We start from the raw sequence: 22,848 nt of genomic DNA, 5'->3' as shown, positions 1-22,848 counted from the left end.
AAGTACATCAGGTAGTTGGAAAACGCGGGGGTAAGCCCCGCGTTTTCCGCGTTATAGCAACAGGGTTTTAAGCATGGCCAAGCGCGATTATTACGAAGTACTCGGGGTCTCCCGGGACGCGGACGAGAAGGACATAAAGCGGGCTTACCGAAAGCTTGCGATGAAATACCATCCGGACCGTAACCCGGACGACAAAGACGCCGAGAACAAGTTCAAGGAGGCCAGCGAAGCCTACGAAATTCTTGCCGATGGTAGCAAGCGTGCGGCCTACGACCAGTTTGGTCATGCCGGCGTGGATGGCCAAGCCGGCGGTGGCTTTGGCGGCGGTGGTGCCAGCTTCTCCGATATCTTTGGTGATGTATTCGGTGACATCTTCGGTGGCGGTGGCCGGGGCCGCAACACTCGCGGTTCCGACCTGCGCTACACCCTGGAAATCGATCTGGAAGAGGCCGTCAAAGGCAAAACCGTCAAGATCAACATTCCTGGCCACAAAGAGTGTGAAGCCTGCGATGGCAGTGGTGCTGAAAAAGGCTCCCGTCCTGAAACCTGTGGTACCTGCCAGGGTATGGGGCAGGTTCGCATGCAGCAGGGTTTCTTCACCGTGCAGCAGGCATGCCCGACCTGCCGGGGCTCCGGTCAGGTTATCAAGAATCCCTGTAAAGTGTGCCACGGCCAGGGCCGCGTGAGGCAGGAAAAAACCCTGTCTGTGAAAGTGCCACCCGGTGTGGATACCGGCGATCGCATTCGTCTCTCAGGTGAGGGCGAGATGGGCGTTGATGGCGGGCCGCCAGGTGACCTGTATGTGCAGATTGCCGTGCGCGAGCATTCCATCTTTACCCGTGACGGCCGTAATCTATACTGCGAAGTGCCGATCAGCATCGTAGATGCAGCCCTGGGTGGTGAACTGGAAGTGCCGACCCTGGACGGCCGGGTCAAACTCAAGATTCCACCAGAAACCCAGACCGGCAAACTCTTCCGCCTGCGCAACAAAGGCGTAAGCCCCGTTCGCGGTGGCCCTGCCGGCGATTTGCTGTGCCGCGTGATGGTGGAAACACCGGTCAACCTGACCAAGCGCCAGAAAGAGCTGCTGGAAGAGTTCCAGGAAACCCTGAGCGGCAACAACGGCACCCATCATGCTCCGAAGAAAACCTCCTGGTTTGAGGGTGTGAAAAGCTTCTTCGACGAAATGAAATTCTGAGGGCATAACAGATGCGGGTAGCAATCATCGGCGCCGCCGGGCGCATGGGCAAAGTACTGATCGAAGCCGTAGACGGCACCGAAGGCCTCGAACTCGGTGCTGCCATCGTCGAGCCAGGCAGCAGCCTGATTGGCGCCGACGCCGGCGAAATGACTGGCATCGGCAAAACCGGAATCAAAATGGCCGGCAGCCTCGACGACGTCAAAAACGACTTCGACGTACTGGTGGACTTCACCTTCCCGGACCTCACCCTGGAAAACGCAAAGTTCTGCAGCGCCAACGGCAAAATGATCGTCATCGGCACCACCGGCATGACCGCCGCCGAAAAAGAACAGTTGGCCCTGGCCGCCGAATCCACCCCAGTGGTCTTCGCACCCAACATGAGCGTTGGCGTCAACGTCGTCCTCAACCTCCTGCGCACCGCAGCGGCTACTTTGGGTGACGACTACGACGTAGAAATCATCGAGGCCCACCACCGCCACAAAAAAGACGCCCCCTCAGGCACCGCCCTGCGCATGGGCGAAGTCGTGGCTGACGCCCTCGACCGCGACCTGAAAGAATGCGCTGTCTTCGGCCGCGAAGGTTTCACCGGCGAACGCACCCGCAAGGAAATCGGCTTCGAAACCATCCGCGCCGGCGACGTGGTGGGCGACCACACCGTTCTGTTTGCCACCGAAGGCGAGCGCATCGAAATCACCCACAAGGCCAGCAGCCGGATGACCTTTGCCAAGGGGGCTATGCGGGCGGCCCTGTGGCTCGATGGTAAGGCAGCCGGTTTGTACGATATGCAGGATGTTTTGGGATTGAAAGGTTAATCCCGAACGACATTTTCAGAGGCAAGTGGCGCAGATCTCCCTTCCGGGAATCTCGGAGGCCATGGATGGCCGGAGCGAAGCGCACAGGGAAGTGCTCGTAGCGTTTCCCGGAAGGGAGATCTGCGCCACTTGCCGGAGTCTGAGTCTGCATCCAGGCTGAATTGGCCGTGGACAAAAATCGCCAGAAATCTTACAATAAGGCGATTTGACTGCACCAAGCGTACCTTTGAAAAGTTTATAAGAAAGCGGGACCGGGTTTTTACCTTGTCTCGCTTTTTTGCAACCTGAATTTGCGCTTGCGTTCCTGTTCGTGACGAACTTACGCCACTCGATGAGGATACAAGCCTTGAGCACACCAGCAATCCTTGCACTCGCAGACGGAAGCCTCTTCTACGGCACCGCCATCGGCGCAGACGGAGAAACCAGCGGCGAGGTAGTGTTCAACACTGCCATGACCGGCTATCAGGAAATCCTGACCGACCCGTCCTACTCGCGCCAAATCGTCACCCTGACGTATCCCCACATTGGCAACACCGGTGTAAACGAAGAAGACGTAGAATCCGACCGCATCCACGCATCCGGCCTGATCATCCGCGATCTGCCCCTGGTCGCCAGCAGCTGGCGTAACCAGCAGAGCCTGGGCGAGTACCTGCGAAGCAACAACATTGTTGGCATTGCGGACATCGACACCCGCCGCCTGACCCGCATCCTGCGCGACAAAGGCTCCCAGAACGGTGCCATCATCGCTGGCGAGAACGCCACCGCCGAGCGCGCCCTGGAACTGGCGAAAGCCTTCCCAGGCCTCAAGGGCATGGATCTGGCTAAAGAGGTTACCAGCGAGAAATCCTATCAGTGGAGCCAGGCCGAGTGGGATATCTCAGACGGTTATGGTGACCAGGCCGCCGCCAAATTCAAGGTCGTTGCCTGGGACTACGGTGTGAAGTTCAACATCCTGCGCATGCTCGCCGCCCGTGGCTGCGACATCACCGTTGTGCCTGCGCAAACTCCGGCCTCGGAAGTGCTGGCCATGAATCCGGACGGCATCTTCCTGTCCAACGGCCCCGGCGACCCGGAGCCGTGCGACTACGCTATCAAAGCCATTCAGGACGTCCTGGAAACCGAAATTCCAGTGTTCGGCATCTGCCTGGGTCACCAGTTGCTGGCTCTGGCCAGTGGCGCCAAAACCATGAAAATGGGGCACGGCCACCACGGTGCTAACCATCCGGTGCAGGACATTGCCAAAGGCACCGTGATGATTACCAGCCAGAACCATGGGTTTGCGGTAGACGAAGCAACCCTGCCGGCTAATGTGGAGGCCACCCACAAGTCGCTGTTTGACGGCACTCTGCAGGGTATTCGCCGCGCAGACAAGCCGGCCTACAGCTTCCAGGGTCACCCGGAAGCCAGCCCGGGCCCCCATGATGTGGCGCCCCTGTTCGACGAGTTTATCCAGCTGATGGAAGCGCGATCTGCCTGAGGGCAAGGCCATCACAGATAGCTCACTGGCGCATCGTACGCGCTGAAAGAATTCAAAAGTTGCTGACAGGTTTACCGAGACATGCCAAAACGTACAGACATCCAAAGCATCCTGATCCTGGGCGCAGGTCCCATTGTGATCGGGCAGGCGTGCGAATTCGATTACTCCGGGGCCCAGGCCTGCAAGGCGCTGCGCGAAGAGGGTTACCGGGTTATCCTGGTGAACTCTAACCCGGCCACCATCATGACCGACCCGGCCATGGCCGATGCCACCTACATCGAGCCCATCACCTGGAAGACGGTCGAAAAGATCATTGAGAAAGAAAAGCCGGACGCCCTGCTACCCACCATGGGTGGCCAGACCGCACTGAACTGTGCGTTGGATCTGGAAAAGCACGGCGTGCTGGAGAAGCACGGCGTCGAAATGATCGGTGCCAATGCCGACACCATCGACAAGGCCGAAGACCGTGACCGCTTCGATAAGGCCATGAGAAAGATCGGCCTGGAATGCCCGCGCGCGACCATCGTTCACTCCATGGCCGAAGCCTGGGCAGCGTCCGAAGACATTGGCTTCCCGTGTATCATCCGCCCGTCCTTCACCATGGGCGGCTCAGGCGGCGGTATTGCGTACAACAAGGATGAATTCGAGGAAATCTGTACTCGTGGTCTCGACTTGTCCCCGACCAACGAACTGTTGATCGACGAGTCTCTGATCGGCTGGAAAGAGTACGAGATGGAAGTTGTTCGCGACAGGAACGACAACTGCATCATCGTCTGCTCCATCGAAAACTTCGATGCCATGGGCGTGCATACCGGTGACTCCATCACCGTGGCACCGGCCCAGACCCTCACTGACAAGGAATACCAGATCATGCGGAACGCCTCGCTGGCGGTACTGCGTGAAATCGGTGTGGAAACCGGCGGTTCCAACGTGCAGTTCGGCATCAACCCGGACACCGGCCGCATGGTAGTGATCGAGATGAACCCGCGGGTGTCCCGTTCCTCGGCCCTGGCCTCCAAGGCCACCGGCTTCCCGATCGCCAAAGTGGCGGCCAAGCTGGCGATTGGCTATACCCTCGATGAGTTGCAGAACGAAATCACCGGTGGCGTGACTCCGGCCTCGTTCGAGCCGAGCATCGATTATGTGGTCACCAAGATTCCCCGGTTTACTTTCGAGAAATTCCCCCAGGCCGACGCTCGCCTGACCACCCAGATGAAGTCTGTGGGGGAAGTCATGGCTATTGGCCGCACCTTCCAGGAGTCCATGCAGAAAGCGCTACGCGGGCTGGAAGTAGGTTCTGAAGGTTTTGATGAGAAGCTGGACGACCTGGATTCCGAGAATTCCCGGGAAACCCTGACCCGCGAACTCAACGTGCCGGGCGCTGACCGCGTCTGGTACATCGGCGATGCATTCCGTGCCGGCATGACCGTGGAAGAAGTGTTCCAGCACACCAAGGTGGATCCCTGGTACCTGGTCCAGATTGAAGATCTGGTGCGCGAAGAGGCTGCATTGAAATCCGCGGGCAAAGCGGATATTGATCAGGCCACCCTGTTCCGTCTCAAGCGCAAGGGCTTCTCCGACGCTCGCCTGGCCAAACTGCTGGGCATTTCCGAGGTGAGCCTGCGCAAACTGCGTCACGACCTGGGCATCCGCCCGGTCTACAAGCGCGTCGACACCTGCGCCGCCGAGTTTGCCTCAGACACCGCCTACATGTACTCCACCTACGAGGAAGAGTGCGAGGCAGATGCCAGCGATCGCGAGAAAATCGTGGTGATCGGTGGTGGCCCGAACCGGATCGGCCAGGGCATTGAGTTCGACTACTGCTGTGTGCACGCGGCCCTGGCCATGCGTGAAGACGGCTACGAAACCATTATGATCAACTGTAACCCGGAGACCGTGTCCACCGATTACGACACCTCCGACCGGTTGTATTTTGAGCCGATCACCCTGGAAGACGTGCTGGAAATCATCCACGTTGAGAAGCCCAAGGGCGTGATCGTGCAATATGGCGGCCAGACTCCGCTGAAACTGGCTCGTGGTCTTGAGGCGGCCGGTGTGCCGATTATCGGCACCAGCCCGGATGCCATTGACCGTGCCGAAGACCGTGAACGTTTCCAGCAGATGATCCAGCGCCTGGGTCTGAAGCAGCCGGAAAACGCCACTGTGCGCAGTCACGAGGAAGGCATCCTGGCAGCCCGCGAAATCGGCTACCCGCTGGTGGTGCGCCCGTCCTACGTGCTGGGTGGTCGGGCGATGGAAATCGTCTATGACGAAACCGAGCTGGTGCGTTACATGCGTAACGCGGTGCTGGTGTCCAATGACAGCCCGGTGCTGCTGGACCACTTCCTGAATGCCGCCGTTGAGGTGGATATTGACGCCATCTGCGACGGCACGGATGTGGTCATTGGTGGCATCATGCAGCACATTGAGCAGGCCGGTGTTCACTCCGGTGACTCCGCCTGTTCGCTGCCGCCATACAGCCTGCCTAAAGAGGTGCAGGATGAAATGCGCGAAGCGGTCAGGAAGATGGCCATCGAGCTGGACGTTATCGGCCTGATGAACGTGCAGCTGGCGTGGCAGGATGGCGAAATCTACGTGATTGAGGTCAACCCCCGCGCCTCCCGTACCGTGCCGTTTGTCTCCAAGGCCATTGGTGTGTCCCTGGCGGCAGTGGCGGCCCGGGTAATGTCCGGCAAGACCCTGAAAGAACTGAACTTCACCCAGGAAATCGTGCCGACTTACTATGCGGTAAAAGAATCGGTATTCCCGTTCAACAAGTTCCCGGCGGTAGACCCGATCCTTGGGCCGGAAATGAAGTCCACCGGTGAGGTGATGGGGCTGGGCGACAGCTTCGACGAAGCTTTTGCCAAGGCGGCTCTGGCCATCGGTGAGCGCCTGCCTGCCCAGGGTACCGCGTTCATGTCTGTGCGGGATGTCGACAAGCCCGGTGCGGCGAAGGTGGCCCGTGACCTGGTTGAGGCCGGGTTCAAGGTGATTGCCACCACCGGCACCGCCAAGGCGCTGGAAGCCGAAGGTGTTGCCGTGGAGCGGGTAAACAAGGTTCGCGAGGGTCGCCCGCACATTGTTGACGCCATCAAGAATGGTCAGGTTCAGCTGATTATCAATACCACTGAAGGTCGCAAGGCGATTTCCGACTCGGCCCAGATTCGCCAGTCCGCCCTGCAGACCAAGGTAACCTACACAACCACACTGGCAGGCGGCGAAGCCTTCTGTCGGGCCATCAAGTTTGGCCCGGAGCGCACAGTACGTCGCCTCCAGGATCTACACGCAGGAAAGTAAGACTATGGCTGACAGAGTACCCATGACCAAGGCGGGCGAAGCCCGCCTGCGCGAGGAGCTGAAAAAGCTGAAGTCCGAAGATCGTCCCCGGGTAATTCAGGCAATCGCCGATGCCCGGGAGCACGGTGATCTCAAGGAAAACGCCGAGTACCATGCCGCTCGTGAGCAGCAAAGCTTCATCGAAGGCCGGATTCAGGAAATCGAAGGCAAGCTGTCGGTCGCCCAGGTGATAGATGTGACCACCATGGAGAACACCGGCAAGGTGATCTTCGGCACCACGGTACACCTGGTGAACATGGATACCGACGAAGAGGTTAAATACCAGATCGTCGGTGAAGACGAGGCCGACATCAAGGCCGGCAAGCTTTCTGTATCCTCACCGATTGCCCGTGCGCTGATAGGCAAGAACGAAGGCGACGTAGTCGCCATCCGCATCCCCTCCGGCACCGTAGAATACGAAATCTCCGAAGTAGAGTACGTCTAGGGTCAAAGGGTCTGTCCAACGGGTCTGTCCTACGGGTCTGTCCCCGAACGGGGACTGACCCCCTTTTACCCCGCCGATCTCCCAAGCCAAACAAAAAAAGCCGCACTATCCAGCGCGGCTTTTTACATCAACCCTGGCGAAAAACTACTTATTCCGTAACAAATTCGACAACTTCGGATTAGGCTTCTTAGCCCGCCGCAGAATCACCGCAATCTTACCGATCGTCTGCACCAGCTCCGCCCCGGAGCTCTCGCACAACGCCTGAATCGCTTCCTGGCGCGCTTCGCGATCAGTGCTGGCCACCTTGATCTTGATCAGCTCATGATCGTTCAGGGCGCGCTCAAGCTCATCCTGCAAGCCCTCAGACAGGCCTTTATCGCCAACAATAATGACGGGCTTCAGATTGTGGGCAATCGCCCGGTATTCCCGGCGCTGTTCCGGTGAAAGACTCATGATGTAATCTCTTTATCGGTGCAATTAACAAAAGGTCAGCGGCGAAACGGCTGACGACGTCGTATAATTTCGCAATTGTAACAGATAGATTCCCGCCACAAATGGTCGTAATCACCTACAGTCGCGCCCACTGGCGCGGTGTCGTGCGGGATGACGGGCCTTAACGCGCTCCCGGTTGTCGGCTGGAACCTTCCTGTACGGTCAGAGTCAAAGGTTTCGCGAAATCTCCAGTGGTGCTGGTTACAGTCCTCAGGTTGTGTTTTTGCCGGGGCAGTCAGCGGGTCTGTGGTCGATACGGATGGGCCGTTTCTGGTGGACAGGCGTACAATTGGTGTAAGGTGTCGGAAAAGGGTTGATGGCCACATGGCTGCAGCCCCGCAATTCACAGGTGATGATCCTTGAACGATATGGCAAAAAATCTGGTTCTCTGGCTAATCATAGCCGCCGTGCTGTTGATGGTGTTTCAGAATTTCTCTCCCACCACCACCGGCCAACAAGTCAACTATTCCCAGTTTGTGGAGATGGTCCAGCAGGGCCAGGTCCGGCAAGTGACCATTGATGGTCTTCAGGTGCAGGGTGTCCGCGGTGACGGGTCCCAGTTCCAGACCATTCGCCCGCAGGTCTCTGACAACAAGCTGATGGATGATCTGCTCGCCAATAACGTCGAAGTGATCGGCAAGGAGCCTGAGCGCCAGAGCCTGTGGACGCAGTTGCTGGTGGCCGCGTTCCCGATTCTGATCATTATTGCGTTGTTTGTGTTCTTCATGCGCCAGATGCAGGGCGGTGGCGGCGGCAAAGGCCCCATGTCCTTTGGCAAGAGCAAGGCGCGCCTGCTCAGTGAAGACCAGATCAAAACCACCTTTGGCGACGTCGCCGGTGTTGATGAAGCGAAGGAAGACGTTAAAGAGCTGGTCGACTTCCTGCGTGACCCGAGCAAATTCCAGCGTCTGGGTGGCCGAATCCCGAAAGGCGTGTTGATGGTGGGGCCGCCGGGTACTGGTAAGACGCTGCTGGCAAAAGCCATTGCCGGTGAAGCGAAAGTGCCGTTTTTCTCCATCTCCGGTTCTGACTTCGTAGAGATGTTCGTGGGCGTGGGTGCTTCCCGTGTTCGTGACATGTTCGAGCAGGCCAAGAAGCAAAGCCCCTGTATCATTTTTATCGATGAGATTGATGCGGTCGGTCGCCATCGTGGCGCCGGCATGGGCGGTGGCCATGACGAGCGTGAACAGACCCTGAACCAGCTGTTGGTTGAGATGGACGGCTTTGAAGGCAACGAAGGCGTCATCGTGATCGCTGCTACCAACCGTCCGGACGTTCTGGACCCTGCGCTGCTGCGTCCGGGTCGCTTTGACCGCCAGGTGGTGGTGAGCCTGCCAGACATTCTTGGTCGAGAGCAGATTCTTAAGGTGCACATGAAGAAAGTGCCCCTGGCCGACGGTATTGATCCGGCGGTTATCGCTCGCGGTACGCCTGGCTTCTCCGGTGCCGACCTCGCTAACCTGGTAAACGAGGCTGCCCTGTTCGCGGCGCGTCGTAACCAGCGTCTGGTTTCCATGGAAGAGCTGGAACTGGCGAAAGATAAAATCATGATGGGCGCCGAGCGCAAATCCATGGTGATGAGCGAGAAAGAAAAGCGGAACACCGCGTACCATGAGTCTGGCCATGCCATTGTTGGTCGCCTCGTGCCTGAACATGATCCTGTCTACAAGGTCAGTATCATCCCCCGAGGGCGCGCCCTGGGTGTGACCATGTTCTTGCCGGAAGAGGACAAGTACAGTCACTCCAAGCGCTACCTGACCAGCTCAATCTGCAGTCTGTTCGGTGGCCGAATTGCCGAAGAGCTGACGCTTGGCTTTGATGGTGTGACGACTGGTGCCTCCAACGACATCGAGCGTGCCACCAGCCTGGCTCGCAACATGGTCACCAAGTGGGGGTTGTCGGAAAAGTTGGGTCCCCTGCAGTACGATACCGACAGCGAAGAGCCGTTCCTGGGTCGTTCTGCTGGCCAGTCGCACTCCCATCACTCTCCGGAGACCGCCCAGCGGATTGACGAGGAAGTTCGAAATATCATTGATGAGTGTTATGCCACGGCCAAGCAGATCCTGATTGAGAACCGTGACAAACTGGACCTGATGGCTGAGGCCCTGATGAAGTACGAGACCATTGATCGCTACCAGATCGATGACATCATGGCAGGCAAAGAGCCGCGGCCCCCGAAAAACTGGGGCGATAGTGGCCCCACCGGCGGAGTGAAAGCTGAAGAGCCAGCTCCGGAGCCCCGGTCATCGGATGACGGGCGTCAGCCCGGAGTAGGCAGGCCTGCCGGCGAGCACTGATCGCCCGCACAAGGCCTAGTCAAATACAGCGCCGCCCGGCCTCCGGGCGGCGTTTGTTTTTGTTACCCCTGAACAGAAAATTTCGGAATACCTGCTATGAAAATGAATTTTGCTGGCCGTTTGGTGGATCTGTCCCGGTGCCAGGTAATGGGGATTCTCAACGTTACGCCTGATTCCTTTTCAGATGGCGGCCGGTTCACGACCGCCGATGCAGCGCTTGTTCGTGCCCGGACCATGGTGGAAGACGGCGCATCCTTTATCGATGTTGGTGGTGAATCGACCCGGCCGGGAGCGGAGCCGGTATCGACCCAGGAAGAGCTGGACCGGGTTTGCCCCGTGGTGGAGGCCATTGCCCGTGAGCTGGATACCGTGATTTCAGTGGATACCAGCAACCCCGCCGTGATGGAGGAGGTGGTCAGGCTCGGCGCCGGTTTGATCAACGATGTGCGGGCGCTCCAGCGAGAGGGTGCACCGGAAGTGGCAGCCAAAGCCGGCGTGCCCGTCTGCATCATGCACATCCAGGGTGAGCCGGACACCATGCAGAATAACCCCCGATACCATAACGTTCGGCGCGACGTGAGTTCGTTTCTGACCGAACGGATGCGAGTGGTCGAAAAGGCCGGTGTGCGGCCGGAAAACATCATCCTGGACCCGGGATTTGGCTTCGGGAAAACTGTGGATCACAACATCCAGTTGTTGGCGACTCTGGAACAGTTGCATTTGCTGGGGCATCCGTTGTTGATCGGGGTGTCCCGGAAATCCATGCTTGGAGCAATTACTGGCCGAGACGTCAACGAAAGGTTGCCGGCAAGCCTCGCTGCCGCGACAATATCCGCCATGAAAGGCGCAAGCATCCTCCGGGTGCATGATGTGCGGGAGACGGTGGACGCCGTCAAGGTCGTGACGGCAGTTAAGGAGGCAATCTGATGTCCCAGCGCAAGTATTTTGGAACCGACGGAATCCGGGGGAGAGTGGGCGAAAGTCCGATTACCCCGGAGTTTATGTTGCACCTTGGGTGGGCAGCAGGTCAGGCATTCAAGAGGCAGGGCCAGCGAAACAGCGTGCTGATTGGAAAGGATACCCGCTTGTCAGGTTACATGTTTGAATCCGCACTTGAGGCGGGTTTGTCCGCTGCGGGGGTGGATGTGAAATTGCTTGGCCCAATGCCGACGCCGGCCATTGCCTACCTGACCCGAACGTTTCGGGCATCCGCAGGTATTGTGATCAGTGCCTCTCATAACCCGCACCAGGACAACGGCATCAAGTTCTTCTCGGCTAACGGTACCAAGCTCGATGACGCCTTGGAGGCTGAGATCGAGCGCTGGCTCGAGCAGCCGATTCAGGTGTGCGAACCCAATGAGCTGGGCAAGGCAAGCCGTGTCGACGACGCTCCGGGCCGGTACGTGGAGTTCTGCAAGAGTACTGTGCCCAATGAGTTTACCCTCGATGGACTGCATATCGTACTCGACTGTGCCCATGGCGCCACATACCACGTTGCCCCCAAGGTGTTTAAAGAGCTCGGAGCCAGGGTTTCGGTGATTGGCGCAGAACCGGACGGGCTGAATATCAATCTCAACGTGGGGTCCACCCACCTGGATGCCCTGAAACAGGCAGTCTCTGAGAAGCAGGCTGACATGGGTATTGCTTTCGATGGCGATGGCGACCGTGTGCTGATGGTAGACCGCGACGGCTCAGAGGTGGATGGTGATGAATTGCTGTTTATACTGGCCTCCCAGCGTCATGCCGAAGGTCGGTTGAACGGTGGCGTGGTTGGAACCCTGATGACCAATCTGGGGGTTGAACTGGCACTGCGTGAGATTGGCATCGAATTCGAGCGTGCCAATGTGGGTGACCGTTATGTGATGGAGCGGCTGCTGGCCAATAACTGGATTATTGGCGGAGAAGGCTCCGGCCATATGGTGATTCGTGACTGTACCAGTACCGGCGACGGTATTGTCTCTGCGTTGCAGGTGCTGTTGGCGGTTCGCCGGTCTGGCAAGACCCTGGGAGAGCTGCGTCAGGGTATGGCCAAGTTGCCCCAGACGATGGTGAATGTGCGGGTGGCCCAGCGATTTGATCCGCTCAGCCGGTCAGACATCGTTGAGGCGATGCGCAGGGCAGAGGCTGACCTGGGTGAGGCCGGCAGAATCCTGTTGCGGGCGTCAGGAACGGAGCCCCTGATTCGGGTGATGGCAGAAGGTCAGAATGCCGATGACATTGCCCGGGTTGCCGAGCAGCTGGCCCTTGTCGTGGAGCGTTCAACACCCTGATTTTGTGGAATAGGGCGGGTTGTGCGAGACAAATGTCTGCTGTATAGTTCGCCCTCCCTCAGGTTGGGACGATTGAGATTTGGTATGCGTCGCAAGATCGTAGCTGGAAACTGGAAGATGAACGGGTCGAAAGACCTTGTGCAGCAGCTGGTCGGTCAGGTCCGCGAGCAGGTTGCCAGTCTTGATGCCAGGGCAGAGGTGGTTATCATACCTCCTGCCCTTTATGTTGACTCTGTGGTTGCGCTTTGTGGCTCTGAATTGGTTGCTGGCGTGCAGAACGTCAGCCAGTGGCAGTCAGGTGCCTACACTGGTGAAGTCTCCTCTGATATGGCGAAAGATCTGGGGTGTCAGTACGCCCTCGTTGGTCATTCCGAGCGTCGCCAGTTGTTTGGTGAGTCCGACGAAGTGGTTGCCAGGAAGATCGAGCAGGTTCTGGCATCCGGGCTGACGGCAGTACTCTGCGTCGGTGAGACTCTGGAAGAACGCGAAGCCGGTTCGGCTGAGCGGGTAGTGGCCAGCCAGGTTCAGCAAGGCCTGGCGTCGGTGGCTGGTGAGCAGTGGTCGAAAATTGTGGTTGCCTACGAGCCGGTATGGGCGATAGGTACCGGAAAGACGGCGACTGCAGAAGATGCCCAGGCCATGCACGCGGACATTCGCCGGGTGCTTGCAGAGATGGGTGCGCCGTCTGAGACGATTTCAGTACTTTACGGCGGCAGTGTAAAAGCGGATAATGCGGCCGCTCTGTTTGCAGAGCCCGATATTGATGGCGGTCTTATAGGTGGTGCTTCCCTTAAGGCTGAAGATTTTGTAAGTATCTGCCGTGCGTTTCCGGTGGGTGCGTAAGCCAAAACGTTTACGAGAGTCTGTATGGATTGGATGGAAACAATGGTAGTCGTTGTTCACGTCGTGATCGCCGTGGCTCTGGTGGGTCTGGTCCTTATCCAGCAGGGTAAGGGTGCAGATGCCGGTGCTGCTTTCGGTGGCGGTGCCTCCCAGACCGTGTTCGGTAGTCAGGGTAGTGGCAGCTTTCTGACCCGTCTGACCACGTTTATGGCGGTTGTGTTTTTTGTGACAAGTTTTTCGCTGGCAATCTTCGCCAAGCAGCGTGCTGAAGTGGCAGGTGAGGCCGGTATTCCGACAGTTCAGGAATCCCGTCAGGCGCCAGCTGAAGCTGCGCCGGGTATCGAAGAATCTGCAGGTAGCGAAAGCGAGGGTGGGGAGTCTCAGCTCCCTGACCTCGAGTAAAGAATGTTGCCCGGGTGGTGAAACTGGTAGACACGCCATCTTGAGGGGGTGGTAGCGAAAGCTGTGCCGGTTCGAGTCCGGCCCCGGGCACCATATTTGAGTAAGACGGCTTGGAAGTTCCAGGCCGTTTTTTTTGGTCAGTCCTTGACCAGTCTGCGCGGCGTCTCTATACTCCGGCGGATATTGGACCTTGCAACGGCGTTGTAGTGTCCAGGCAGGCCAGGTGTCTGTCGGCAGAGGGCAGAGTTGGGTTAGCTTTCTGCGAATTCTTGCAACAAAAGGCCCCATTCATAGGGGCTTTTTGATTAAGGGGCCTGGCGCAAAGGGCCCTGGTGCATAAAAAGGGCTGATCAACAGCCCTTTTTTTGTTTTTGTAGTCCGAAAATCTGAATACGGAGGCGGCGACACTTGTCAGCCAAGCTTAAACAACTGGAAGACATTCTGCGCCCGGTAGTGGAAGGGCTCGGGTATGAATTCTGGGGTATCGAATACCGTTCCCGGGGCTATCAGTCCATGCTTCGGGTGTTTATTGATGATGCGGAAAATGGCATCAGCATTGAAGACTGCGAGAAAGTCAGCCGTCAGATAAGCGGCGTGATGGATGTGGAAGACCCCATCCAGAGTGAATACACCCTGGAGGTGTCGTCGCCGGGTATGGACCGGCCGCTGTTTCGTCTCGAGCAGTATCAGGAATTCGTTGGCCATCAGGTTCAGATCAAGCTGCGCATGGCGTTTGAAGGCCGGCGCAAATTTACAGGCTTGATCAAAGGTATAGAGGGCGATGAAGTCATCGTGGTTGTTGATGACCACGAATACCTGTTGCCTTTTGACAGTATTGAGAAAGCCAACATCGTACCGGTTTTTGAATGACCCATTCGAACAAGACTGTGGATGCATCGATTATATTGAGGGCAGGGCAATCCAATGAGTAAAGAGATCTTGCTGGTAGTAGAATCCGTCTCGAACGAGAAAGGTGTCGAGAAAGACGTGATTTTCGAGGCGATCGAGCTGGCGCTCGCGACCGCTGCCAAGAAGCGTTATGAAGATGAAGAAGCGGACATCCGGGTTGCCATTGACCGCCGCACCGGAGAGTACGAGACCTTCCGCCGCTGGTTGGTGGTGGACAACGACGCCGTTCCAGCGCTGGGTACAGAGCTTACCTTCCAGGAAGCCGAAGAGATCAGTCCAGACCTGAAGCCGGGTGACATCCACGAAGAAAAAGTGGAATCAGTCGCCTTTGGACGTATCGGTGCCCAGGCTGCCAAGCAGATTATTTTCCAGAAGGTTCGCGAAGCTGAGCGCATGAAGATCGTCGACAGCTACCGCGACCGCGTTGGCGAGCTGGTTTCCGGAACGGTCAAGAAGGTGACACGGGACAACGTTATTGTGGATCTGGGTGGCAATGCCGAAGCACTTCTGCCCCGTGAGCATCTGATTCCCCGGGAAACCTTCCGCATGGGCGACCGCGTGCGTTCCCTGTTGCTGGAGATTCGCACCGATCATCGGGGCCCGCAGCTGATCCTGAGCCGTACCGACGCGCAGATGCTGATTGAGCTGTTCCGCATTGAAGTGCCGGAGATTGCTGAGGACCTGATTGAGATCCGTGGTGCAGCCCGTGATCCCGGCTCCCGTGCCAAGATTGCCGTGAAGACCAACGATCGCCGTATTGATCCCGTGGGTGCCTGCGTGGGCATGCGGGGCTCTCGGGTCCAGGCCGTGTCCAACGAACTGGGCGGCGAGCGTGTTGATATTGTGCTGTGGGACGACAACCCGGCCCAGTTGGTCATCAACGCCATGGCGCCGGCCGAGGTTGCCTCCATCGTGATGGATGAAGACCGCCACACCATGGACGTTGCCGTCGCCGAAGACAATCTGGCCCAGGCCATCGGCCGTAACGGCCAGAACGTTCGTCTGGCCACCGAGCTGACCGGCTGGACCCTGAACGTGATGACCGAGGAAGAAGCCGGCGAGCGCCAGGAGCAGGAATACTCTCGCCTGGTTGAGCACTTTACCGCGCACCTGGACGTTGACGAGGAATTTGCCGGTGTCCTGATCGACGAAGGCTTTACCTCGATTGAGGAAGTGGCGTACGTGCCGATGGAAGAAATGCTGGCCATCGATGGCTTTGACGAGGAAACCGTCACAGAGCTGCGCCGTCGTGCCAAAGACGTCCTGTTAAACCAGGCGCTGGCGAGTGAAGAAGCCTTGGAGGGCGCAGAGCCCGCCGAAGATCTTCTCAACATGGAAGGCATGGACCGTTCACTGGCGTTCAAACTCGCCGGTATGGGCGTGCGTACGATGGAAGATCTGGCTGAGCAGTCAATTGACGAACTGCTCGAAATTGAAGGTATGGATGAAGAGCGTGCTGGTCAGCTGATCATGACCGCGCGTGCCCCCTGGTTTGAAGACCAGGCCTGATTCGGGAGAGGAGGACCAGTATGGCTGATGTAACGGTAAAACAACTGGCCGCAGATGTAGGCGCTCCCGTGGATCGTTTGCTGAAGCAGATCGTGGAAGCGGGCCTGAAAGCCCGCAGTGAGAACGACGCTGTCACCAGTGATGAGAAGCAGCAGTTGCTGACCTATCTGAGAAAGACCCACGGTGAAGCTCAGGCAGAGCCGAACAAGATCACCCTGAAGCGTAAAACCACCACCACGCTGAAGGCCGGTAAGGCCAAGACCGTGAACGTGGAAGTGCGCAAGCGCCGCACCTATATCAAGCGTGCGGAACTGCAGCCGGAACCAGAGGTTGAAGCACCGAAGCCGGAAGAGGTAGCGGAACAGCCTGTGGCTGAATCCCCGGTGGTCGATGAAGCACCAAAAGTGGCTGCAGAGCAGCAGGAACAGCCAGCAGAAACCGTCGCTCCATCAGAGCCGGCAGCGGCTGAGCCTGTTCAGGAAGAAAAGTCCGAACCCGAACTGGAAACAGCGCCGGAGGACATTCCCATGCCTCCGCCTGAAGACGAAGGTCGGGATCGCAAGCCAAAGAAAAAGAAAGAAAAGGTACGCGAGCGCGGCGACGATATCGAAGAAGGCAAGCCGAAGAAGAAGCAGGCTGGCCATCGCGGCCCTCGCAGCCGTCCGGTTGAAGAACCGCTGGTTATTTCCGAAGACGAGGAAGAAAGCCTTCCTCGTAAGCAGCTGCGGGCTAAAAAGAAACCGAAAGAAAAGCGTCATGCTTTCGAGAGGCCAACCAAGCCCATGGTTAGAGAAGTACAGATTCCGGAAACCATCACCGTCGGTGATCTTGCCCAGCGCATGGCTGTCAAAGCCGCTGATGTTATTAAAACCCTGATGGGAATGGGCGTAATGGCCACCATCAATCAGGCGCTCGATCAGGAAACTGCGGTTCTGGTGACTGAAGAGCTGGGCCACAAGCCCAAGGCAGTCAGCGAAGATGCCTTTGAAGAAGAAGTGCTGAGCGAGATTACCGAGCTGCACGAAGGCAAAGAAAAGATCAAGCGCGCCCCGGTAGTGAGCGTGATGGGTCACGTTGACCATGGTAAGACATCCCTGCTGGATTATATTCGTCGCACCAAGGTTGCGGCTGGAGAATCCGGTGGTATCACCCAGCACATCGGTGCTTACCACGTAGAAACGGATCACGGTATGGTGTCTTTCCTGGATACCCCGGGCCACGCAGCCTTTACCGCCATGCGTGCACGCGGTGCCCAGTGTACGGATATCGTAATCCTGGTTGTGGCCGCAGATGACGGCGTTATGCCGCAAACCAAGGAAGCGGTTCAGCACGCACGCTCTGCCGGTGTGCCGCTGGTGGTCGCCATCAACAAGATGGACAAGGAAGAGGCCGATCCGGACCGCATCAAGAACGAACTGTCCGCACTGGATGTGATTCCGGAAGACTGGGGCGGCGATGTACAGTTTGTGCCTGTGTCGGCTCATACCGGTCTTGGCATTGATGATCTGCTGGAAGCCGTCCTGCTGCAGGCCGAGATTCTGGAACTTGAAGCGTCACCGGATGCCTCCGCCCGTGGTGTGGTTGTTGAATCCAGCCTGGAGCGTGGTCGGGGTTCTGTTGCGACCGTTCTGGTTCAGAACGGCACCCTGCGCCAGGGCGACATGGTCGTGGCTGGCTCATTCTACGGCAAGGTTCGGGCGATGACCGACGAAGCCGGCAAGCAGGTCAAGGAAGCTGGCCCGTCCATTCCGGTCGAGATCCTTGGCCTGAACGGCACACCGGATGCGGGTGATGAGTTCTTCGCCGTGGCTGATGAGAAGAAGGCCAAAGAACTGGCCGAATTCCGCCAGACCCGCGAGCGCGAGCAGCGCCTGCAGCGCCAGCAGGCCGCCAAGCTGGAGAATATGTTTGAGAACATGGGTAAAGACGAAGTCAAAACCCTTAACGTTGTTCTCAAGACCGACGTTCGTGGTTCCCTGGAGGCCATCACCAAGGCCCTGCAGGACCTGGGTAACGAGGAAGTTCAGGTCAAGATTGTCTCGTCTGGTGTCGGCGGTATTGCCGAGACAGACGTGAGCCTGGCCATGGCCACTAACGCGGTTATCTTCGGTTTCAACGTGCGTGCGGATACCGCTTCCAAGCGCCTGGTGGAGCAGGAAGGTCTGGATCTGCGCTACTACAGCATCATCTATAACCTGATTGATGATGTTAAGTCCGCCCTGACTGGTATGCTCAAGCCAGAATTCCGGGAAGACATCGTGGGTATCGCCGATGTACGGGACGTGTTCCGTTCACCGAAGTTTGGCCAGGTGGCCGGCTGTATGGTGACCGAGGGTACCGTATACCGTAACAAGCCGATCCGCGTACTGCGTGACAACGTGGTTATCTTCGAGGGCGAGCTGGAATCCCTGCGTCGCTTCAAGGATGACGTACCGGAAGTCCGCAACGGTATGGAGTGTGGTATCGGTGTTAAAGGCTACGACGTGAAAGTGGGCGATCAGATCGAGGTGTTCGATCGCGTTCGCGTAGAGCGTCAGCTCGAATCAACGGGGGCCTGATGGCGCGGGAATACAGTCGCATAGATCGTATCGGCGATCAGATGCAACGTGAACTGGCCCAACTCATCCAGCGCGAGGTCAAAGACCCTCGCGTTGGCATGGTCACGGTGAATGCCGTCAAGGTCAGCCGTGATCTGGGCTATGCCGATATTTACGTTTCCCTGTTGTCGACCGAAGAGCTTACCGAGCAATCTCCGGAAGTTCAGGATTCCCTGGCGGTGCTCAACAAGGCCTCGGGATTCCTGCGAGGTCAGGTCGGGCGGGCGATGAAGCTGCGGGTGGTACCCCACCTGCGTTTCCACTTCGACAGCCTGCTTAACCAGAGTCGCAAGATGGACCGTCTGATTCGGGAAGCCGTGGGGGATCAGCCCGCTGTTCCTCGCGATGATAACGACGATCCGGTTTCTGATAATCCGGAGCGTGATGCTTGAGCCGAAGACGTAAAGGCCGTGACGTAAATGGCATCCTGGTGATCGACAAGCCCCAGGGTGTCACCTCCAACGGGATTCTGCAGCAGATCAAGCGCCTGTATGGGGCGGCCAAGGCCGGCCATACCGGTGCCCTTGATCCACTTGCTACTGGTGTTTTGCCGCTGTGTTTTGGCGAAGCCACCAAGTTTTCCCAGACCATGCTCGACAGTGACAAGGCGTATATCACTACCGCGCGGTTGGGCATACGGACAGAAACCGGTGATAGCGAAGGCGCAGTGGTTGAAGAAAAACCGGTGCCAGCGTTGACCGAAGCCCAGGTGGAAGCGGTGTTAGAGCGGTTTCGGGGCGATATCCAGCAGGTACCGTCGATGTATTCCGCGCTGAAGCACAAAGGCCGGCCACTGTACGAGTATGCCCGCGAAGGCATTGAGATCGAGCGCCCGGCGCGTCCTGTCACCATCTACGAGTTGACCCTGTTGGCGGTTCGCGAGCAGGAGCTTGACTTGGCGGTGACCTGTACCAAGGGTACGTATATACGCTCACTGGTTGAAGATATTGGTGCGGTACTTGGGTGCGGTGCCCATGTCAGTGCACTTCGGCGTACCCTGGCCTCTGGCTACACGCTGGAAAATGCTCACGATGTCAAAGACCTGGAAGCCATGCGTGAGCGCGGTGAGAGCCTGGACGGCTTGCTGCTGCCGCCGGAAAGCGCGCTGACGATGTTTCCCGAGCACCGGCTGTCAGGCTCGGCACTGGTATCGATATTGAACGGACAACCGGTTAGAATATCGGGTCAGTCCCTTGAAGGCTTCGTGCGTGTCTACGGCGATCGTAACTTCGTGGGATTGGCAGAAGCTATGCCGGAGGGCGATGACACCAAACTGGTGCCGCGCCGTCTGGTAAAGAACAGTGGCGGGTAACACCGCCGCTGATTAGCCGGGCTGTAGAGATGCGCGGTTCGGCCGGATTTATCAGCATCGCAAACCATGAGGTGTAATATGGCACTGTCTGCCAATGAGAAAGCTCAGATCGTTAAGGATTTTCAGCAAGTTGAAGGCGATACCGGTTCTCCTGAAGTTCAGGTTGCACTGCTGAGCGCCAACATCAACAAGCTGCAGGATCACTTCAAGGCCAACAAGCAGGATCACCATTCCCGCCGCGGCCTGATCCGGATGGTAAACCAGCGTCGTAAGCTGCTGGACTACCTCAAGCGTAAAAACGCCGACCGTTACCTGGAACTCATCCAGCGCTTGGGTCTGCGTCGCTAATCCGGTTTAGCGACCTGAAGGCTGGCCCGGGGTTGCCCGGGTACAGCCGCGCTTCTCTCCCACTGTCTGTGTGTACCCGCTCAGGGGATGCCAGACGGTGTTTATGCTGCAGTTGATTTGTCAGTGAAACCGAAGGATTTTCTCTGTCTAATGGAAAGCCGATATTGATAGCAGGTTGTTGAAAAGCCCGGGAGCCGCACACCGCTGGCAGCTCGCCATACCGGGGTTTTGCAACAGCCTGTTAGCTTTCAGACGGGTTGCCTTTCGGTTCACAGATCAGACTGCTGCGGTGGTAAAGAAAACCTGGCGAGGGTGAGTGTCACCCGGTCAGGTATTAACCGTTGAAAAGAGCAGGAGTTTATTGTGGATCTGCAACCACGTAAGAAAACGTTTGAAATGGGTGGCGAAACCTTCACCCTGGAAACGGGTCGTGTTGCCCGTCAGGCAACCGGTTCCGTTCTCGTGTCTACCGGCGATACCGCTGTGCTGGGTACCGTTGTCGGCGCCAAAGAAGCCAAGCCTGGTCAGCCTTTCTTCCCGCTGACCGTTAACTACTTCGAGAAGACTTACGCGGCCGGCAAAATCCCCGGTGGTTTCTTCAAGCGCGAAGGCCGTCCGTCCGAGAAAGAGACGCTGACTTCCCGCCTGATCGACCGTCCGATCCGCCCGCTGTTCCCTAATGGCTACATGAACGAAGTACAGGTTATCTGTACCGTCATGTCTGCCAGCAAGAACCACGATCCTGACATCGCGGCGATGCTGGCGGCCTCTGCTGCGCTGGCGATCTCCGGTATCCCGTTCGATGGTCCTATCGGTGCCGCCCGTGTTGGTTTCACCAACGATAAAGGCTACTTCCTGAACCCCACCTTTGAAGAGCTGGCCAGCTCTGATCTGGACATGGTGGTTGCCGGTACCGAAGACGCCGTACTGATGGTTGAGTCCGAGGCCAAAGGCCTGACCGAAGACCAGATGCTGGGTGGCGTACTGTTCGGCCATCAGGAAATGCAGGCGGCCATTACCGCCATCAAGGAATTTGCCGCTGAACACGGCAAGCCGCGCTGGGAGTGGCAGCCTGAAGCCGAAAACACCGAGCTTCTGAATGCCATCAAATCCGAATTCGGTGGTGCCATCGAAGAAGCTTACGCCGTGCGCGACAAGATGGCTCGCTACGAGCGTCTGGGCGAGATCAAGGCTGCCGCCGTTGAAAAACTGGCCGGTGAAGAAGAAGGTCAGCCTTCTGAAGAACTGGTGAAGAAGTATTTCGGCAAGGTTGAGAAGTCTGTGGTTCGCCAGCAGGTTATCGATGGCAAGCCGCGTATCGACGGCCGTGACAACAAGACTGTACGCCCGATCGAAGTGGAAGTTGGCATTCTGCCGTCTGTTCACGGTTCTGCCCTGTTCACCCGTGGTGAAACTCAGGCCATCGTAACCGCCACTCTGGGTACCACCCGTGATGTGCAGATCATTGATGCACTGGAAGGCGAGCGCAAAGACCCGTTCCTGTTCCACTATAACTTCCCTCCGTATTCCGTAGGTGAAGCCGGCCGCGTTGGTACTCCGGGCCGTCGTGAAGTGGGTCATGGTCGTCTGGCCAAGCGCGGTGTTCTGGCGGTTATGCCGACCATTGAAGAGTTCCCGTATGCCATTCGTGCGGTTTCCGAGATCACCGAATCCAACGGTTCCAGCTCCATGGCTTCCGTGTGTGGTTCTTCTCTGGCACTGATGGACGCGGGTGTCCCGATCAAGGCACCGGTGGCTGGTATCGCCATGGGTCTGGTCAAGGAAGGTGACAAGTTCGCCGTTCTGACTGACATCCTGGGTGACGAAGACCACCTGGGCGATATGGACTTCAAGGTTGCCGGTACCAAAGAGGGCGTTACCGCCCTGCAGATGGATATCAAGATCCAGGGCATCACCGACGAGATCATGGAAATCGCCCTTGAGCAGGCCCACGCTGCGCGTCTGCACATCCTGGACGAGATGAACAGGGTGATCTCCACGCCGCGTGCCGAGCTGTCTGAGCGTGCACCGAGCATCACCACCATCAAGATCCATCCGGACAAGATCCGTGACGTTATCGGTAAGGGCGGTTCTGTGATCCGTTCTATCTGTGACGAGACCGGTGCGTCTATTGACCTGGACGACGATGGCAATGTGAAGATCTATGCCGATAACGCAGCAGCCGCACAAGCCGCCGTGAATCGGGTGAAGGAAATCACCGCCGAGATCGAAGTGGGCGCAATCTACAAGGGCCGCGTTGAGCGCATTGTGGACTTCGGTGCCTTCGTTAACATCCTGCCTGGCAAGGATGGTCTGGTGCACATTTCCCAGATCTCTGAGCGCCGTATCGAGAACGTGACTGACGAGCTGAGCGAAGGTCAGGAAGTTCTGGTGAAGGTGCTGGATGTGGACAACCGTGGTCGCGTTAAGCTGTCCATGAAGGAAGTTAAGGAAGGCGAGCAGCCGACTGACTTCGCTGACTGATTTTCAGTTAGTCAGTAGTGAGAAAACCCGCCTTATGGCGGGTTTTCTCGTTTCTGGGCCTCGGACTATGGTGCCCTGCAGGGGTTGGGAGAGCCTTTTCAAAAGACGCTA

Annotated in this window: 18 protein-coding genes and 1 tRNA gene; 18 read left to right on the top strand and 1 reads right to left on the bottom strand. The window is 57.7% G+C overall.

What is annotated here, in order from left to right; all coding sequences use genetic code 11:
- The first annotated feature begins 73 nt into the window (after positions 1-73).
- The 5 genes from dnaJ to greA all read left to right on the top strand — a co-directional run bounded on the left by dnaJ (position 74) and on the right by greA (position 7,274).
- Entirely contained in the window at positions 74-1,198 is a 1,125-nt protein-coding gene (gene dnaJ, locus QUE75_RS16715; RefSeq protein WP_058092540.1) for a molecular chaperone DnaJ, read from the top strand.
- A gap of 11 nt (positions 1,199-1,209) precedes the next feature.
- Positions 1,210-2,013: a 4-hydroxy-tetrahydrodipicolinate reductase gene (gene dapB, locus QUE75_RS16710; RefSeq protein ID WP_286251875.1), complete on the top strand. Its 804-nt coding sequence runs from the start codon at positions 1,210-1,212 to the stop codon at positions 2,011-2,013.
- A 346-nt stretch (positions 2,014-2,359) separates the two neighbouring features.
- A complete protein-coding gene (carA, locus tag QUE75_RS16705; RefSeq protein WP_286251874.1) occupies positions 2,360-3,490 on the top strand; it encodes a glutamine-hydrolyzing carbamoyl-phosphate synthase small subunit in 1,131 nt (376 codons plus the stop codon).
- Positions 3,491-3,571: 81 nt separating this feature from the next.
- Positions 3,572-6,790, top strand: coding sequence for a carbamoyl-phosphate synthase large subunit (gene carB, locus QUE75_RS16700; protein WP_106694149.1), 3,219 nt, complete (start codon positions 3,572-3,574; stop codon positions 6,788-6,790).
- A 22-nt stretch (positions 6,791-6,812) separates the two neighbouring features.
- Positions 6,813-7,274: a transcription elongation factor GreA gene (gene greA, locus QUE75_RS16695; RefSeq protein WP_061330935.1), complete on the top strand. Its 462-nt coding sequence runs from the start codon at positions 6,813-6,815 to the stop codon at positions 7,272-7,274.
- A 144-nt stretch (positions 7,275-7,418) separates the two neighbouring features.
- Here greA and yhbY read toward each other — a convergent pair whose 3' ends face one another.
- The gene (yhbY, locus tag QUE75_RS16690) at positions 7,419-7,727 is read right to left on the bottom strand and encodes a ribosome assembly RNA-binding protein YhbY (protein WP_058092544.1); all 309 of its coding nucleotides are present in this window, start codon (positions 7,725-7,727) and stop codon (positions 7,419-7,421) included.
- 398 nt (positions 7,728-8,125) lie between these two features.
- Between yhbY and ftsH the strand changes: the two genes are divergently transcribed.
- The 13 genes from ftsH (at position 8,126) to pnp (ending at position 22,737) form a co-directional block, all read left to right on the top strand.
- Entirely contained in the window at positions 8,126-10,063 is a 1,938-nt protein-coding gene (gene ftsH / locus QUE75_RS16685) for an ATP-dependent zinc metalloprotease FtsH (protein ID WP_171039986.1), read from the top strand.
- A gap of 96 nt (positions 10,064-10,159) precedes the next feature.
- Positions 10,160-10,990: a dihydropteroate synthase gene (gene folP / locus QUE75_RS16680; RefSeq protein WP_061330640.1), complete on the top strand. Its 831-nt coding sequence runs from the start codon at positions 10,160-10,162 to the stop codon at positions 10,988-10,990.
- A complete protein-coding gene (gene glmM, locus QUE75_RS16675) occupies positions 10,990-12,333 on the top strand; it encodes a phosphoglucosamine mutase (protein ID WP_061330639.1) in 1,344 nt (447 codons plus the stop codon). The genes folP and glmM overlap by 1 nt, the downstream gene beginning before the upstream one ends.
- Positions 12,334-12,417: 84 nt before the next feature.
- Positions 12,418-13,176 (top strand): triose-phosphate isomerase, encoded by a 759-nt coding sequence (gene tpiA, locus QUE75_RS16670; RefSeq protein ID WP_106694145.1) that lies wholly within the window; start codon positions 12,418-12,420, stop codon positions 13,174-13,176.
- Between the two features lie 24 nt (positions 13,177-13,200).
- A complete protein-coding gene (gene secG, locus QUE75_RS16665; protein WP_286251873.1) occupies positions 13,201-13,578 on the top strand; it encodes a preprotein translocase subunit SecG in 378 nt (125 codons plus the stop codon).
- An 8-nt stretch (positions 13,579-13,586) separates the two neighbouring features.
- Positions 13,587-13,671, top strand: a tRNA-Leu gene (locus QUE75_RS16660).
- A 315-nt stretch (positions 13,672-13,986) separates the two neighbouring features.
- A complete protein-coding gene (rimP, locus tag QUE75_RS16655; protein ID WP_058092549.1) occupies positions 13,987-14,448 on the top strand; it encodes a ribosome maturation factor RimP in 462 nt (153 codons plus the stop codon).
- A 54-nt stretch (positions 14,449-14,502) separates the two neighbouring features.
- Entirely contained in the window at positions 14,503-15,996 is a 1,494-nt protein-coding gene (nusA, locus tag QUE75_RS16650; protein ID WP_152439077.1) for a transcription termination factor NusA, read from the top strand.
- A gap of 20 nt (positions 15,997-16,016) precedes the next feature.
- Positions 16,017-18,554 carry a translation initiation factor IF-2 gene (infB, locus tag QUE75_RS16645; protein WP_138435761.1) on the top strand — a complete coding sequence of 846 codons (2,538 nt, stop codon included), beginning with the start codon at positions 16,017-16,019 and terminating at the stop codon, positions 18,552-18,554.
- Entirely contained in the window at positions 18,554-18,985 is a 432-nt protein-coding gene (rbfA, locus tag QUE75_RS16640; RefSeq protein ID WP_061330634.1) for a 30S ribosome-binding factor RbfA, read from the top strand. The genes infB and rbfA overlap by 1 nt, the downstream gene beginning before the upstream one ends.
- Entirely contained in the window at positions 18,982-19,905 is a 924-nt protein-coding gene (truB, locus tag QUE75_RS16635; RefSeq protein ID WP_061330633.1) for a tRNA pseudouridine(55) synthase TruB, read from the top strand. The genes rbfA and truB overlap by 4 nt, the downstream gene beginning before the upstream one ends.
- Before the next feature lie 78 nt (positions 19,906-19,983).
- On the top strand, positions 19,984-20,253 hold the full coding sequence (gene rpsO, locus QUE75_RS16630) for a 30S ribosomal protein S15 (RefSeq protein WP_058092554.1): 270 nt from the start codon (positions 19,984-19,986) through the stop codon (positions 20,251-20,253).
- 369 nt (positions 20,254-20,622) lie between these two features.
- A complete protein-coding gene (gene pnp, locus QUE75_RS16625; RefSeq protein WP_286255725.1) occupies positions 20,623-22,737 on the top strand; it encodes a polyribonucleotide nucleotidyltransferase in 2,115 nt (704 codons plus the stop codon).
- Positions 22,738-22,848 lie beyond the last annotated feature (111 nt).

It is taken from the genome of Marinobacter shengliensis (genome assembly GCF_030297115.1).
Taxonomy (GTDB): domain Bacteria; phylum Pseudomonadota; class Gammaproteobacteria; order Pseudomonadales; family Oleiphilaceae; genus Marinobacter; species Marinobacter shengliensis.
Note: the sequence above shows the minus strand (reverse complement) of the source record. Positions and strands in the feature narration are given on the sequence as shown.

Bases quoted from the DNA above. Each gene is read 5' to 3' on its own strand.
- dnaJ (WP_058092540.1), top strand. From the start codon at position 74: ATGGCCAAGCGCGATTATTACGAAGTACTCGGGGTCTCCCGGGACGCG.
- dapB (WP_286251875.1), top strand. From the start codon at position 1,210: ATGCGGGTAGCAATCATCGGCGCCGCCGGGCGCATGGGCAAAGTACTG.
- carB (WP_106694149.1), top strand. From the start codon at position 3,572: ATGCCAAAACGTACAGACATCCAAAGCATCCTGATCCTGGGCGCAGGT.
- greA (WP_061330935.1), top strand. From the start codon at position 6,813: ATGACCAAGGCGGGCGAAGCCCGCCTGCGCGAGGAGCTGAAAAAGCTG.
- yhbY (WP_058092544.1), bottom strand. From the start codon at position 7,727: ATGAGTCTTTCACCGGAACAGCGCCGGGAATACCGGGCGATTGCCCAC.
- folP (WP_061330640.1), top strand. From the start codon at position 10,160: ATGAAAATGAATTTTGCTGGCCGTTTGGTGGATCTGTCCCGGTGCCAG.
- glmM (WP_061330639.1), top strand. From the start codon at position 10,990: ATGTCCCAGCGCAAGTATTTTGGAACCGACGGAATCCGGGGGAGAGTG.
- tpiA (WP_106694145.1), top strand. From the start codon at position 12,418: ATGCGTCGCAAGATCGTAGCTGGAAACTGGAAGATGAACGGGTCGAAA.
- secG (WP_286251873.1), top strand. From the start codon at position 13,201: ATGGATTGGATGGAAACAATGGTAGTCGTTGTTCACGTCGTGATCGCC.
- nusA (WP_152439077.1), top strand. From the start codon at position 14,503: ATGAGTAAAGAGATCTTGCTGGTAGTAGAATCCGTCTCGAACGAGAAA.
- infB (WP_138435761.1), top strand. From the start codon at position 16,017: ATGGCTGATGTAACGGTAAAACAACTGGCCGCAGATGTAGGCGCTCCC.
- rbfA (WP_061330634.1), top strand. From the start codon at position 18,554: ATGGCGCGGGAATACAGTCGCATAGATCGTATCGGCGATCAGATGCAA.
- rpsO (WP_058092554.1), top strand. From the start codon at position 19,984: ATGGCACTGTCTGCCAATGAGAAAGCTCAGATCGTTAAGGATTTTCAG.